The following is a 14,107-nucleotide window of genomic DNA, read 5'->3' as shown; positions in this document are numbered from 1 at the left end:
ACGTCAGGCGCCCGGGACCAGGGTCGTGACCAGTTCGGCCGCGCGTTCGGCGATGGCGTAGACGGTCGCGTTGGTGTTGGCCGACGGGATCGCGGGGATCACCGAGGCGTCGGCCACCCGCAGTCCGCGCAGGCCGTGCACCCGCAGGTCTCGGTCGACGACTGCCAGGTCGTCGTCACCCAGCCGGCAGGTTCCGACCGGATGGCAGTACGACGCCAGGACGGCGCGGGCGTAGGCACGCAGGCCGTCGTCGTCGAGCGTGGCCGTCCGCGGCGTCATCTCCTGATCGCGCCAGGAGTCCAGAGCCCGCGCATCACCGATCCGGTGAGCCATGCGCAGCCCTCTCACCACGATGGCCAGGTCACGGTCGTCGCTGTAGTAGCCCGGGTCGAGCACCGGAGGCGCGCCGGGCACCGGGCTGCCCAGGCGGACGGTGCCGCGGCTGAAGGGACGCATGAGCGCCACCCCGATGGTGTAGCCCTCCCCGGCGCCCGCGTCGGGCACGTGGCCGGGGCCGTCGATGAAGAGCAGTTGCAGGTCGGGCGCGTCCAGCACGGGGTCGCTGCGCACCAGACCGAAGGCTTCGGCGTGATTGTGCGTCCCGGGCGGGATCGGCCGCGCCGACCGGTACACCACGTTGGCCACAGGGTGGTCGTGCAGGTTCTCGCCCACTCCCGGAAGGTCCGCCACGACGTCGATGCCGTGCTCACGCAGGTGCGCGGACGGGCCGATGCCGGACCGCATGAGCAGCTGCGCCGAACCGATCGTCCCGGCGGCCGGCATGACCTCGCCCGAGCAGACCGCGAATTCCCGCCGCCCGCCGGCGCTGTAGTCGACTCCGGTGCAGCGGCCACCGGCGATCCGCAGCCGGTGCACGAGCGCGCCGGTCACCACCCGCAGATTCGGCCGTCCCAGGGCCGGAGCCAGGTAGGCGTCGGCGCCACTCTGCCGCCGGCCGCCGACGATGTTGAGATCGACAGGCCCGAACCTCTCCTCCAGCCCACCGCTGACGTCCGACGCCCGGGAATGGCCGGCCTCCAGGGCCGCCTCCAGGCAGGCCACCAGAACGGGGTTGACCGGGTCGGCGGGAGCGACGGTCAACGGGCCGCCGACGCCGCGCAGGGCCGGGTCCCGGCCGGGGGCGTGCTCCGTGCGTTTGAAGTACGGCAGCAGGTCGTCGAAGCTCCATCCGGCCACCTGCCAGGCGTCGTAGCTCGAACGATGCCCGCGGGCGAAGATCATGGCGTTGATCGAGGACGACCCGCCGAGTCCGCGTCCGCGGGGCAGGAGCACAGACGTGCCGGTGCCCGCCTGCTCGACCGTGAAGTCGCCCCAGCAGGCCGGGCCTCGCAGCAGTGCCGGCCAGGTGGGCGGTGTGGACATGGCCTCCAACGACTGCTCGACGCCGTCGCCTCCTACGGCTTCCAGGACTACCTGGCCGACAAGCAGGCCCTCGGCCAGAGCGAGGACCCGGTGGCCGACCTGCGCCGAGCCTGGCACCAGCACATCGACTTCGGCTTGTCCAAGCCCGCCTTCTACAGCCTGATGTACGGCGAGGCCCGCTCCGGGCAGTTGTCGACGGCGGGCCGCGAGGCCATCGCCATGCTGCGCCGGCTCATCACCCGCATAGGCGAGGCCGGCCTGCTGCGCATGAGCGTCGATCGAGCCACGCGCATGGTGCACGCCAACGCGATGGGGGTCGTCCTGTCCCTCCTGGCGCTCCCGCCTGCCGAGCGGGACCTGGAGCTGCCGGCGATGGCGCTCGAGCACGTCCTGCGTACGATCATCACCGGCGACGCGCCCGCCCCGGACGGGACGGTGCCCGGCCGGGCCGTGGCCCTGCGCGAGGCGCTACGCCGGTACGGGACGAGTTCCTTGTCGCCCGCCGAGAGCGTTCTGCTCACCGAATGGCTCGACCGCATCACGAACGCCACCTGAGTCTCGGGGGTGCGGTCACGGGGGTGGCAGTTCGCCTGAGCCTCTCGCCACCAGCTCCACCGGGATCTTCACCCGGCGGGGCGACGGCGCGGGGTTGAGGAGCAGGTCCACGGCGCTGCGGGCGAGGCGGGTCATGTCGTAGCGGACCACCGTCACGCCCGGGTTGAAGACGTCCGCCAGCGCGAAGTCGTCGAACCCCACGTACGCCGGTCGCTCCGGGCGTTCGCGCAGCGCCTGCAGGATGCCGATCGCGGCGCGGTTGTTGGTGGCGAAGAACGCCGTGGGCGGCTCGGGCAGGTCGAGCAGGCGGGCGACCTCCTGGGTCACCCGCCACGGGTCGAACACTCCCCGCACCACCAGTGCCTCGTCGGCCGCCACCCCTGCCGCCGCCAGCGCCGTACGGTAGCCGGTCGCCCGGTCGTGCACCGAGCTCAGCCCGTCGTCGTCGGAGACGAGCGCGATCCGGCGATGCCCCCGGGCGAGCAGGTGCTCGGTGGCGGCGCGCCCGCCGCGCTCGTCGTCGAGCAGCACGACGTCGGCTGCCGCGAGGCCCGGCGGCACGCGGTCGACGAAGACCGTGGTCAGGCCGGGGTGCCCGGCGAGCCAGGCGTGGTCGGCCGCCGACGGGACGACGATCAGGCAGTCGACGCCGCGCGCGTACATGGACTCGATGAGCACACGCTCCTTGCCGGGGCGCTCCTCGTAGGAGCCGAACACCACCAGCGCCTCGTGCGCGGCCGCCGCGGCCTCGACCGCGGCGGCCAGGCGCGAGGAGAACTCGTTGGCGAGGTTCTCCATCACCAGGCCGAGCGTCAGCACGGTCGCGCCCCGCGCCAGGCGGGCGGCGGCCTCGTTGCGGCGGTAGCCGAGCGCGCTGATCGCCGCCTGCACCCGCCGCCGCAGCGTGGCCCGGACGTGCGGCTCGCGGTTGACGACGCGGGAGACGGTCTTGAGGCTCACGCCGGCGTGCCGGGCCACGTCGGCCATGGTGGGTCTGCGCGGGGCGGGACGGTCGCCGAGCTCGGGCCTGATGTCCTGCTCTGTCATAGTCTGCCCCCATGCATGATGACGACTGGATCTGCGGCCGGCTGGGCGAGGACGAGCCCTGGATCCTGGGGGCGGTCAACCCGCCGGTGTTCGAGAACTCGCTGTTCACGTTCGGCTCGGCCGAGGAGCTCGGCGAGGCGATCAGGAACGAGGACGAGCGCTACGTCTACTGGCGCGGCACCAACCCGACCGTCGACCTCGCCCAGCGCAAGCTCGCGGCGCTGGAGCGGGGGGAGCGGGCCAAGTGTTTCGGCTCGGGGATGGGCGCCATCTCGGCGACGATCTCGTCGCTCGTGTCGGCCGGGGACCACGTGCTGGTGCTGGGGGCGGTCTACGGGCCGACCACGCAGTTCCTGCGCTACCTGGAGAAGTACGGGGTCACGCATACGCACGTCGACGACCTCGCGGGATGTGACAGCGCTATCAAGGCGAGCACCCGCCTACTGTACTTCGAGTCCCCCTCCTACATGGCGTACGAGGTGGTGGACATCGCGGAGGTGACCGCGTGGGCGCGGCAGCGGGGTCTGGTGACCGCGATGGACAACACCTGGTCCACGCCGCTGTTCCAGAAGCCGCTGACGATGGGCGTCGACCTCGTGGTGCACTCGTTGTCGAAGTACGTCGGCGGTCACAGCGACCTGGTGGGCGGCGTGGTCGTGGGGCCGGCCCGGCTGATCAGGCCGCTGGCGCTGACCGAGTACCAGCTGTACGGGGCGGCCATGTCGCCGCACGACGCGGCCAAGGTGATCAAGGGTCTGCGCACGCTGCCCGTACGGATGGCCGCCCACCAGGAGCGGGGCCTGGCCGTGGCCGCGTTTCTGGAGCAGCACCCGGTGGTCCGCTCGGTGAACCATCCCGGGCTGCCCTCGCATCCCGGGCACGCGATCGCGCTGCGGCAGATGTCGGGCTTCTCCAGCCTGTTCAGCTTCGTGCTCGACACCGACTCACGGCAGGAAGTCGGCGCTTTTCTCGATAAATTGCGGCATTTCAGGATTGGGGTGTCGTGGGGTGGGTTCGAGAGCCTGGTGAACGCGCCCGCGCTGACCGTCGAGGAGAGCGTCCGGTCCACCATGGGCATCCCTGTCGGCCTCGTCCGCCTCTCGGTCGGCCTGGAGCCCGCCGACACGTTGACCAAGGATCTCGGGGCAGCGCTGGAGGAACTGGCGTAAAGCCTGTGATTGACCGCAGGAGGGGCGAAACCTAACGTGACTGACAGCGCTGTCTGTACAACGCTGGAGGCTCGTCATGAAAAAGCCCCTCCTGTCCGTCGCGGCCGCCGCCATGCTGGTGCTCGCGGGTTGCGGCTCCGGCTCCTCCTCGTCGGAGATCCGGCTCCGCATGATCGAGAGCCTGACCAGTCCCGAACGTACGAAGCTCATCAAGTCACTGATCGCCGGCTTCGAGAAGGCCAACCCGGGCGTCACCGTCGAGCTCATCTCCCCGCCCCTCGACAGCGCCGACCAGAAGATCACCCAGATCCTGCAGACGAAGAAGGACCTGGACGTGCTGGAGGTGCGCGACCACACCGCCAAGTCCTTCTCGAACAACGGCTGGCTGGCCGAGCTGCCCACCGACACCTGGCCCGGCTGGTCGGATCTGACGGAATTAGCCCGGACGAAGGCCGTCGAGGTCGGCGGCAAGGCGTACCTGATCCCGTACGGCTTCTACCAGCGCACGCTCTTCTACCGCACGGACTTCGGCATGGCGCGGCCCCCCACGACCTGGCAGGAGCTGTACGAGGCCGGCAGGCGGATGACCACGGGCGACCGGTACGGCTACGCGTTCCGCGGCGGCAAGGGCGGCGCCGACTACGCGGTCATGATGATCAGCGCGTACAACGGCGAGGCCCTGGACCCCGAGAAGTCCTTCTACCTCAAGGACAAGCGGACGATCTTCTCCACCCCGGAGGCCGCCCAGGCGCTCGACCTGTTCGTCAAGATCTTCAAGGAGGCGTCGCCGCCCGACTCGGTGGCCTGGGGCTTCCCCGAGATGGTGCAGGGCTTCACCTCGGGCGTGACCGGCATGCTCATCCAGGACCCCGAGGTGATCAAGACCGTCGAGGAGAGCGGCCTGGCCAACTGGTCCACCGCCCCCATCCCCAAGGGTCCGACCGGCTACGCCTTCCAGCCCGTCGGCTACGCCGGCTGGGGCGTGACCTCCTTCACCCGGCACCAGAAGGAGGCGGTGAAGCTGGTGCAGTTCCTGTCGGAGGCCGAGCAGAGCATCGCCTTCGCCAAGGGCAACTCCCTGATCCCGATCTCGAAGCAGGCCCAGGAGGACCCGCAGTTCTCGCAGGGCGCGTGGAAGGCGTATCTACAGGCGCAGCAGGACCCGAAGCAGGTGACGACGATCAGACCGGTGGACTACCCGGGCTGGAGCCAGTTCACCGTCGACTCCGACCGTGACATCCAGTCCCTGATCACCGGCAGGACGACCGTCGCCGAGGTGCTCGGCACGTGGGACTCCTTCTGGGCGGACCAGGCCGGGAAGGTCTCTTGAGCCCGCCGCGCGTCTTCACCGCGCGCCGGGCGGCGTTCGTCGCGCTGTGCCTGCTGCCCGGTGCGGTGTTCGTGGCCGTGTTCACGTACTACCCGGTGGTCCGGGGCGCGGTGATCGCTTTTCAGCGCTACAACCTGTTCGACCTGACCTCGACGCCGTTCGTCGGCCTGGAGAACTTCCGGGCCGTCCTCGGGGAGGACCGGTTCTGGACGGCGCTGCGCAACACCGGCACGTGGGTCGTCGTGTCGCTGTTCTTCCAGTTCTTCCTCGGCTTCGGGCTGGCGCTGGTGCTGCGCCGCCACTTCCCCGGCCGGGGGCTCTACCAGGCGTGGGTGTTCTTCCCCTGGGCCATGTCGGGATTCCTCATCGGCCTGCTGTGGCGGTGGATGTTCAACGGGCAGTTCGGCGTGATCAACGACCTGCTGCTCAAGGCGGGCTTCATCGAGGAGCGCGTCGGCTTCCTGGCCACGCCCGGCTGGGCGATGACCTCGGTCATCGTGGCCAACATCTGGTACGGCGTCACGTTCTTCGCCATCATGATCATGGCCGCGCTGCAGTCGGTGCCCAAGGAACTGTACGAGGCCGCCGCGGTGGACGGCGCCGCGCGGCTGCGGCAGTTCTGGCACGTGACGCTGCCGCACATCCGGCCCACCCTGGCCCTGATCGTGCTGCTGCGGATCATCTGGATCCTGAACTTCCCCGACCTGATCTACGCCATGACCGGCGGCGGCCCGGCCGGCGGCACCGACATCATCACGACCTTCCTCATCCAGCAGGTTGCCGGCGGCGACTACGGCCGCGCGGGCGCGGTGGGCCTGCTCGTGCTCGGCCTGCTGCTGTCCTTCAGCGTCTTCTACCTGAACGCCACCCGCTTCGAGAGGTCACGTTGAGACGCCTCGCGACCGCGGCCAAGGTCGTCGTGCTCGGCGCGTGGCTGCTGGTGACCCTGTTCCCGCTCTACTGGATCGTCGTCACCTCGCTCAAGCCGCAGTCGGAGATCTTCTCGCTGCCGCTGCGCTACTGGCCGGGCGAGGTGACGTTCGAGCACTACGAGGAGCTGTTCTCGTTCGCCGACTTCGGGACGTACCTGGCGAACTCGCTGGTCGTCTCGCTCGTCGCGGCCGCCGTGGTGACGGTGATCGGGGTGCTCGGCGGCTACACGCTGGCCCGCTTCTCCTTCCCGGGGCGCGGGGCGGTGATGCTGGCGTACCTGGTCACCCAGATGATCCCGCTGTTCATCGCGCTCGCGCCGCTCTACCTGCTGATGTCCGACCTCGGCCTGCTCAACCGGCTGGCGGGGCTGATGCTGGTGTACGTGGCGATGCTGGTGCCGTTCGCGACGATCATCATGCGCGGCTTCTACGAGCGGGTGCCGGTGGCGCTGGAGGAGGCGGCCCAGGTGGACGGGGCCTCCCGGCTGGGCGCGATGGTGCGGGTGGTGATCCCGGTCATGCTGCCGGGGATCGCGGCGACGTTCATCTTCGCGTTCGTGCAGTGCTGGAACGAGCTCTTCCTGGCGATCACGTTCATCGACAGCGAGGACGCCAAGACGATCCCGGTGGCGATGAACTCGTTCATCACCCAGTACGACATCGACTGGGGCTCCATGGCGGCGGCCACGGTGGTCTCGGTGGTGCCGACGCTCGTGCTCTTCGCGGCCATCCGGCGCTACATCGTCGAAGGACTCACCGCCGGGGCGGTGAAGGGTTGAACGGGATGGCCGACCGCTCGTCGTGCGATACAGACCTTTCACCGCACGCCGCCACCAACTAATCGCCCGCCCGCAGCGGCTCGCCGAAGAACGCCGTCACGGGCCTCCACGACGGATAGGTTGCGCTCTTACGTTGGGCGTGATCCGCATCACAGTGGAGGTCTCGTGACGACCAAAGAACATGACGCATCTGTCTATGAACAAGTGCAGGAGAGCAGCGAGTTCCAGGACCTGAAGCGGCGCTTCCGCCGCTGGACGTTCCCCATGACCGTGGCGTTCCTCGCGTGGTATCTGCTCTACGTGGTGCTGTCCGGCTGGGCGCGCGGCTTCATGGCGATCGAGGTGCTCGGCCACATCAACGTCGGGCTGATCCTCGGCTTGTTGCAGTTCGTCTCGACCTTCCTCATCGCCTGGGCGTACTCCAGGCACGCCGAGAGGAAGTTCGACCCGATCGCCGACAAGCTCCGCCACGAGGTTGAGGAGAAGGCCAAGTGAGCTCGACCACCCTGGGGATGATCCTCTTCCTCACCTTCGTGGCCGCCACGCTGGGGATCACCTTCTGGGCCAGCCGTCAGACCAAGACGGCGGCCGACTACTACGCGGGCGGCCGCTCGTTCAGCGGTGTGCAGAACGGCCTGGCGATCGGCGGCGACTACATGTCGGCCGCCTCCTTCCTCGGCATCGCGGGCATCATCGCGCTGTCCGGCTACGACGGGTTCCTGTACTCGATCGGCTTCCTGGTGGCGTGGCTGGTCGCGCTGCTGCTGGTCGCCGAGCTGATGCGGAACTCCGGCAAGTTCACCATGGCCGACGTGCTGGCGTTCCGGATGAGCCCCCGCCCGGTCCGCACGGCGGCCGGCGTGTCCACGATCGTGGTCAGCATCTTCTACCTGCTGGCCCAGATGGTCGGCGCGGGCGCGCTGGTCGGCCTGCTGCTCGGCATCACCGGCGACGCGGGCAAGGCGTGGACGATCGTCGGCGTCGGCGCCCTGATGATCGTGTACGTGGTGTTCGGCGGCATGAAGGGCACCACCTGGGTCCAGATCGTCAAGGCCGTGCTGCTCATGGGCGGCGCCGCTCTGGTGACCGTGCTCGTCCTGGCCAACTTCGGCTTCAACCTCTCGGCCCTGCTCGGCCAGGCGGCGACGGTCAGCGGCCCCGAGGCCAACCCGCAGAGCTTCCTCAGCCCCGGCCTGAAGTACGGCACCGAGGCGCAGGGCCTGGCCGGCAAGATCGACCTCATCAGCCTGGGCCTGGCGCTGGTGCTCGGCACGGCCGGTCTGCCGCACATCCTCATCCGCTTCTACACCGTCCCCACGGCGAAGGACGCCCGCAAGTCCGTCCTGTGGGGCATCGGCATCATCGGCGTGTTCTACCTGCTCACCCTGGTCCTCGGCTTCGGCGCGGCGGCCCTGGTCGGCAGGGAGGCCATCGCCGCGGGCGACGCGGCGGGCAACACGGCGGCGCCGATGCTGGCCCAGCAGATCGGACAGGAGATGTTCGGCGCGGTCGGCGGCACGATTCTGCTCGCGCTCATCGGCGCCGTCGCCTTCGCCACGATCCTGGCCGTGGTCGCCGGGCTCACGCTCGCCTCCTCCTCCAGCTTCGCCCACGACCTGTACGCGCACGTCTTCAGGCGCGGCCAGGCCAGCGAGCGGCAGGAGGTCGTCGTGGCCCGCATCTCCGCCTTCGTGATCGGCGCGGTGGCGATCGGCCTCGGCATCCTCGCCCAGGGGCAGAACGTGGCGTTCCTGGTGGCGCTGGCGTTCGCGGTGGCGGCCTCGGGCAACCTGCCGGCGATCCTCTACAGCCTGTTCTGGAAGAGGTTCAACACCGCCGGCGCGGTCTCCGCGATCTACGGTGGTCTCGTCTCCGCCCTGCTGCTGGTGATCTTCTCGCCGGTCGTGTCCGGCTCGGAGACGGCGCTGATCAAGACGGCCGACTTCGCCTGGTTCCCGCTGAGCAACCCCGGCATCATCTCGATCCCGCTGGGCTTCCTGTGCGGCTGGATCGGCACGGTCCTCAGCAAGGAGTACAACGCCGCCAAGTACGCCGAGATCGAGGTCCGCTCGCTCACCGGCGTCGGCATGGAGAAGGCCAGCAAGCACTAGACCGTCCCCCTGCCAGGCGCCCGACCCCTGCCCCGGGGCGCCTGCGCACCAAGGGCCCGGCCGCGTCGCGGCCGGGCCCTTTCGCGTGTACGGAAGTCCCGGCCGGGAAGGTGGTGTGGGCGTCCCAGGGCGGTGTCCCACATCGCTGCGGCCACTTAACGACACGGAAACGCAGTGATATGAGTGGTTGACGGGATTTCAGCGGTATGGGTACGTTCTCAGATGTGTGAACGTTGCCACACTGGCCTGGCGCCACGTGGCCGTCATCAGCCTGCCTCGTGCCCCGCTTGATCAGTGTGGAGGCGTAACCCCCATGAGAAGCCCATTCGTCCGCTGGTCCGTCCTGTCGGTGTCACTGGCGCTGGCGCTCACCTCCTGTGCCAAGGGCACCGGCGGCGCGTCCGCGCCCTCACCGACGGCCGGCCAGTTCAACCCCAGCGCCACCTTTGACGGCACCATCACCGTCATGGGCTTCGGCGCCACCGACGAGATCGGCTCGACCCGCGTCGAGCTGGCCGAGAAGGCCCTGGGCGGCGCGGACGTGAAGCTCGTCGAGGGCGACCTCGACATCCAGCAGTTCCTGTCGTCCGTGGCCGCCGGCGACCCGCCGGACGTCATCTACGCCAACCGCGACCAGATCGGCACGTTCGCCTCCCGGGGCGCCATCGTGCCGCTGACCGCCTGCATCCAGGGCGAGCGGATCGACACCTCGATGTACAACAAGAACGCCCTGGCCCAGGTCACCTTCGGCGACGATGTCTGGGGCATCCCCGAGTTCAACCAGGTCCAGATCACGATGGCCAACGCCGACCTCCTCAAGGACGCCGGGCTGAGCATCGAGGACGTCAACGGCTCCAGCTGGGAGAAGGTCACCGCCGCCGCGAAGAAGCTGTACAAGGCGCCCGGCGGCAAGCTGAAGGTGGTCGGCTTCGACAGCAAGCTGCCGGAGTTCCTGCCGCTGTGGGCCAAGGCGAACGGCGCCGACCTGCTGTCCGCCGACGGCAAGACCGCCCAGCTCAACAGCCCGCAGGTGGTGCAGGCGCTGGAGTTCGCCGTCGGCGTCTACGAGGCCCAGGGCGGCTTCGCCAAGGTCAAGGCGCTGCGCGACTCGGCCGACTTCTTCGGCAAGGGCAACCAGTTCGCCACCGGTGAGCTGGGCGCCATGCCGATGGAGCAGTGGTACGTCAACGTGCTCAGCGACGTCTCGCACGACGCGCCACTGGCGTTCGACACCTTCCGCACCAAGCAGGGCGAGCCGCTGGCGTACTCGTCCGGCTCCTCCTGGGCCATCCCGCGCGGCGCGAAGAACCCCGGCGCCGCCTGCCGCTTCGCCAAGACCATGACACTCGTCGATTCGTGGAAGGCCGCCGCCGAGGCCCGCCTGGCGGAACGGGAGAAGGAGAACAAGCCGTTCACCGGCGTCCTCACCGGCAACGTCAAGGCCGACGAGGAGATCGAGAAGATGCTGACCTCGGGCGGCGAGCCCTGGGACGCCGGCGTCAAGGCCTTCTACGAGGCCAACGACCACACCTTCAGCCTCCCGGCCAACCCGGCCGACTCCGAGTTCAAGACCGCCTGGCAGGACGCGGTGAACCGGGTGCTCAACGGTCAGGAGGAGCCCAAGCAGGCGCTCGACAGAGCCCAGCAGGACGCGCAGGCGGCCCTGGACAAGGCATGGGCGAGCTGGACGAAGCGTACCAACTGACATGGCTTCTACCCGGACACCGCGATGGCGGACCATGCGGTTCACCGAGACCCGGGCGGCGCTGCTGTTCATCAGCCCCTGGATCATCGGTTTCCTGATCTTCACCGCGTGGCCCGTCATCAACAGCGCGTACCTGTCGCTGACCGACTACGACGTCATCAACGACCCGAACTTCGTCGGCTTCGACAACTACGTGACCCTCTTCGAGGATCCGAAGGTCGGGCTCGCGCTGCGTAACACGTTCATCTACGCCGTGATGTCGGTGCCTACCCAGCTGATCGTCTCGCTCGGCCTCGCGCTGCTGCTCAACAGCGCGACGAAGGCGAGCGGCTTCTTCCGCACGGCCTTCTTCCTGCCGAAGATGACGCCGCCGGTCGCGATCGGCATCCTGCTGCTGATGCTGTTCAACGGCCAGAGCGGCCTGGTCAACGGTTTCCTCGGGATCTTCGGCATCGACGGCCCGGCCTGGACCACCGACCCCGACTGGATCAAGCCCGGTCTGGTGCTGATGAACCTGTGGACGGTCGGCTCGTCGGTGGTCATCATGCTGGCCGCGCTGCGCGGCGTCCCCCAGGAGCTGTACGACTCCGCCCTCGTCGACGGGGCCGGCTGGTGGAAGCGCACCCTGCGGATCACCGTGCCGATGATCAGCCCCACGCTGTTCTTCCTGTTCATCGTGGACAGCATCAACGCCCTGCAGTCGTTCACCGAGGCGTACACCGCCTTCTTCGGCGCCGGCAACACCACCTACAGCAACGACGCGGCGCTGTTCTACGCGATCTACCTGTTCCAGCAGGCCTTCGAGTTCCTGCACATGGGCTACGCCTCGGCGCTGGCCTGGCTGCTGTTCATCGTGATCATGGCGATCACGGCCGTGCAGATGCTGGTGACCAGGCGATTCGTGCACTACGAAGGGGGCAAACCGTGAGGCGGCTCAGGAAGGTCCTGATCTGGGCGGCGCTGATCGCGTTCACCGTCGCCTTCATCTACCCGTTCATCTGGCTGCTCAGCGCGTCGTTCAAGCCGCGCAGCGAGGTGTTCGACCACCGGATCCTGCCGGAGACGTTCACCTTCGACAACTACATCCGGGTGTGGCAGGAGGCGCCGCTGGCGCTGTGGATGTTCAACACGCTGCTGGTGACCGTGCTCGCCGCGGTGGCCGTGACGATCACCAGCGCCATGGTGGCGTGGGGGTTCGCCTACTTCCGCTTCCCGGGCAGGGGCCCGCTGTTCGGGCTGGTGCTGGCCACCATGATGCTGCCGGGCGCGGTCACCATGATCCCGGTGTTCCTCATCTGGAACTCCCTCGGCATGGTCGGCACCCTCACGCCGCTGTGGGCGCAGAACCTGTTCGGCAGCGCGTTCTACATCTTCCTGCTGCGGCAGTTCTTCCTCGGGCTGCCGCGGGAGCCGTTCGAGGCGGCGAAGATCGACGGGGCGAACAACTGGCGGATCTTCACCCGCATCGCGCTGCCGCTGTGCAAACCGGCGGTCGTGGTGACGCTGCTGTTCGAGTTCCAGGCGGCGTGGACGGACCTCATGCGGCCGCTCATCTACCTGCGCGACTCCTCCACCTTCACCGTGCCGCGCGGGCTGAAGGCGCTGCTCGACCAGTTCGGCTTCGGCGGCGAGTGGCACTGGGAGATCGTCATGACGGCCAGCGTGATCACCACCATCCCGATGATCATCCTGTTCTTCCTCGGCCAGAAGCACTTCGTCAAGGGCATCGCGACCACCGGCGGCAAATGATGGGTTTTCCCCAAGGATTCCTGTGGGGCGCGGGCACGTCCGCGTACCAGATCGAGGGTCACCACGGCCGCGGCGAGTCGGTGTGGGACGTGTTCTGCCGGCGGCCCGGCGCGGTCGAGGGCGGCGGCGACGGCTCGCGGGCCTGCGACTCGTTCCTGCGCTGGCGCGAGGACGTCGCGCTGGTCAAGGAGCTGGGCCTCACCGCGTACCGCTTCTCGACCGGCTGGTCGCGGGTCATGCCGGACGGCGCGCACCCCGACCCCAAGGCGCTCGACCACTACGAGCGCTTCACCGACGCGCTGCTGGAGGCGGGCGCCGAGCCCGTGCTCACGCTCAACCACTGGGACATGCCGGCCTCCCTGACCTGGGCCGAGCGTTCCACGGTGGACGCCTTCGCCGCCTACGCAGAGGCGGTCGCCGGCCGGCTGGCCGACCGCGTCACCTGGTGGATCACCCAGAACGAGCCGTGGATCATCGCGTTGCTCGGCTACCAGCTCGGCCTGCACGCCCCCGGCGTCGCCGACCTGGGCACGGCGGTCCGGGCCGGTCACCACGTGTTGCTCGGTCACGGCGCGGCGGCCGACGTGCTGCACGCGTACCCGGGGACGAAGGCGGGGGCGGCGCTCAGCCTCTTCCCCTGCGACCCGGCCACCGACCGCGAGGAGGACCGGGCGGCGGCGGTCGGCAGCGACGGCTATGTCAACCGCTGGTATCTCGACCCGCTGCTCGGCGACGGCTATCCCGCCGACATGCGGGCGCACTGGGAGCGGGCGCTCGGCCACGGGCTCGACTTCGTCCGCGACGGCGACGAGGCCGCCATCGGGGGCCGCAGCGACTTCCTCGGCATCAACTACTACACCCGGCGCGTCATGGCCGCCGCGCCGCCCGGCCCGTTCCCCTGGCGGGTGGTCGGGCCCAGCGGTGACGTGGCCAGGACCGACGAGGGCTGGGAGATCAGCCCCGGCTCGCTGCGCGACCTGCTCGTCGGGCTGAGCCGCCGCTTCCCCGGCACCCCGCTGATGGTCACCGAGAACGGCGGCGTCTTCGGCGACGCCCCCACCCACGACGGCCAGGTGCACGACACCCGCAGGATCGCGTTCCTGCGCGACCACGTCGAGGCCGTCCGCCAGGCCGTCGAGGCCGGCGCCGACGTGCGCGGATACCTGCACTGGTCGCTCATGGACAACTTCGAGTGGGCGCTCGGCTACCGGCCCAGGTTCGGGCTCGTGCACGTCGACCACGCCACCGGCGCGCGTACCGTCAAGGACTCCGGGCGCTACTACGCCCGGCTCATCGCCGCGGGCGGCGCCGCCCCCGCCCTGCCCAGGATCGAGGCATTCGGTTAAC

The 14,107-nt window shown here is 69.3% G+C and carries 13 protein-coding genes; 11 read left to right on the top strand and 2 right to left on the bottom strand.

The features are described from left to right. Positions 1–3: 3 nt before the first annotated feature. Positions 4–1,506: a GMC family oxidoreductase gene (locus tag ACIBP6_RS25510; RefSeq protein WP_397055976.1), complete on the bottom strand. Its 1,503-nt coding sequence runs from the start codon at positions 1,504–1,506 to the stop codon at positions 4–6. Between ACIBP6_RS25510 and ACIBP6_RS25505 the strand changes: the two genes are divergently transcribed. Further along, positions 1,474–1,938: a hypothetical protein gene (locus ACIBP6_RS25505; protein WP_397055974.1), complete on the top strand. Its 465-nt coding sequence runs from the start codon at positions 1,474–1,476 to the stop codon at positions 1,936–1,938. The two genes, ACIBP6_RS25510 and ACIBP6_RS25505, sit on opposite strands and share 33 nt — an antisense overlap. A 15-nt stretch (positions 1,939–1,953) precedes the next feature. On the opposite strand, the gene ACIBP6_RS25500 is transcribed toward ACIBP6_RS25505, so the two are convergent. Then, positions 1,954–2,985 carry a LacI family DNA-binding transcriptional regulator gene (locus ACIBP6_RS25500; protein WP_397055972.1) on the bottom strand — a complete coding sequence of 344 codons (1,032 nt, stop codon included), beginning with the start codon at positions 2,983–2,985 and terminating at the stop codon, positions 1,954–1,956. An 11-nt stretch (positions 2,986–2,996) separates the two neighbouring features. Here ACIBP6_RS25500 and ACIBP6_RS25495 point away from each other — a divergent pair, with 11 nt between their 5' ends. The 10 genes from ACIBP6_RS25495 to ACIBP6_RS25450 all read left to right on the top strand — a co-directional run bounded on the left by ACIBP6_RS25495 (position 2,997) and on the right by ACIBP6_RS25450 (position 14,106). After that, positions 2,997–4,154, top strand: coding sequence for a trans-sulfuration enzyme family protein (locus ACIBP6_RS25495; RefSeq protein ID WP_397055970.1), 1,158 nt, complete (start codon positions 2,997–2,999; stop codon positions 4,152–4,154). 76 nt (positions 4,155–4,230) lie between these two features. Beyond that, positions 4,231–5,484: an ABC transporter substrate-binding protein gene (locus ACIBP6_RS25490; RefSeq protein WP_397055968.1), complete on the top strand. Its 1,254-nt coding sequence runs from the start codon at positions 4,231–4,233 to the stop codon at positions 5,482–5,484. After that, on the top strand, positions 5,481–6,374 hold the full coding sequence (locus ACIBP6_RS25485) for a carbohydrate ABC transporter permease (protein WP_397055966.1): 894 nt from the start codon (positions 5,481–5,483) through the stop codon (positions 6,372–6,374). The genes ACIBP6_RS25490 and ACIBP6_RS25485 overlap by 4 nt, the downstream gene beginning before the upstream one ends. Beyond that, positions 6,371–7,195, top strand: a complete 825-nt coding sequence (locus ACIBP6_RS25480; protein WP_132618564.1) for a carbohydrate ABC transporter permease — start codon at positions 6,371–6,373, stop codon at positions 7,193–7,195. Before ACIBP6_RS25485 ends, ACIBP6_RS25480 begins: the two co-directional genes overlap by 4 nt. 165 nt (positions 7,196–7,360) lie before the next feature. Then, positions 7,361–7,690: a DUF485 domain-containing protein gene (locus ACIBP6_RS25475; protein ID WP_132618566.1), complete on the top strand. Its 330-nt coding sequence runs from the start codon at positions 7,361–7,363 to the stop codon at positions 7,688–7,690. Between the two features lie 17 nt (positions 7,691–7,707). Continuing rightward, entirely contained in the window at positions 7,708–9,306 is a 1,599-nt protein-coding gene (locus ACIBP6_RS25470) for a cation acetate symporter (RefSeq protein ID WP_397057076.1), read from the top strand. A 313-nt stretch (positions 9,307–9,619) separates the two neighbouring features. Next, positions 9,620–11,011 (top strand): ABC transporter substrate-binding protein, encoded by a 1,392-nt coding sequence (locus ACIBP6_RS25465; protein WP_397055964.1) that lies wholly within the window; start codon positions 9,620–9,622, stop codon positions 11,009–11,011. A 34-nt stretch (positions 11,012–11,045) separates the two neighbouring features. Further along, positions 11,046–11,939, top strand: coding sequence for a carbohydrate ABC transporter permease (locus ACIBP6_RS25460; protein WP_397055962.1), 894 nt, complete (start codon positions 11,046–11,048; stop codon positions 11,937–11,939). Beyond that, on the top strand, positions 11,936–12,760 hold the full coding sequence (locus ACIBP6_RS25455) for a carbohydrate ABC transporter permease (RefSeq protein ID WP_397055960.1): 825 nt from the start codon (positions 11,936–11,938) through the stop codon (positions 12,758–12,760). The genes ACIBP6_RS25460 and ACIBP6_RS25455 overlap by 4 nt, the downstream gene beginning before the upstream one ends. After that, complete coding sequence (locus ACIBP6_RS25450; protein WP_397055958.1) at positions 12,757–14,106, top strand: GH1 family beta-glucosidase; 1,350 nt, start codon at positions 12,757–12,759, stop codon at positions 14,104–14,106. Before ACIBP6_RS25455 ends, ACIBP6_RS25450 begins: the two co-directional genes overlap by 4 nt. Position 14,107 lies beyond the last annotated feature (1 nt).

The organism is Nonomuraea terrae, from assembly GCF_044465245.1.
GTDB lineage: Bacteria > Actinomycetota > Actinomycetes > Streptosporangiales > Streptosporangiaceae > Nonomuraea > Nonomuraea terrae.
This window is presented reverse-complemented; position numbering and strand designations above follow the sequence as displayed.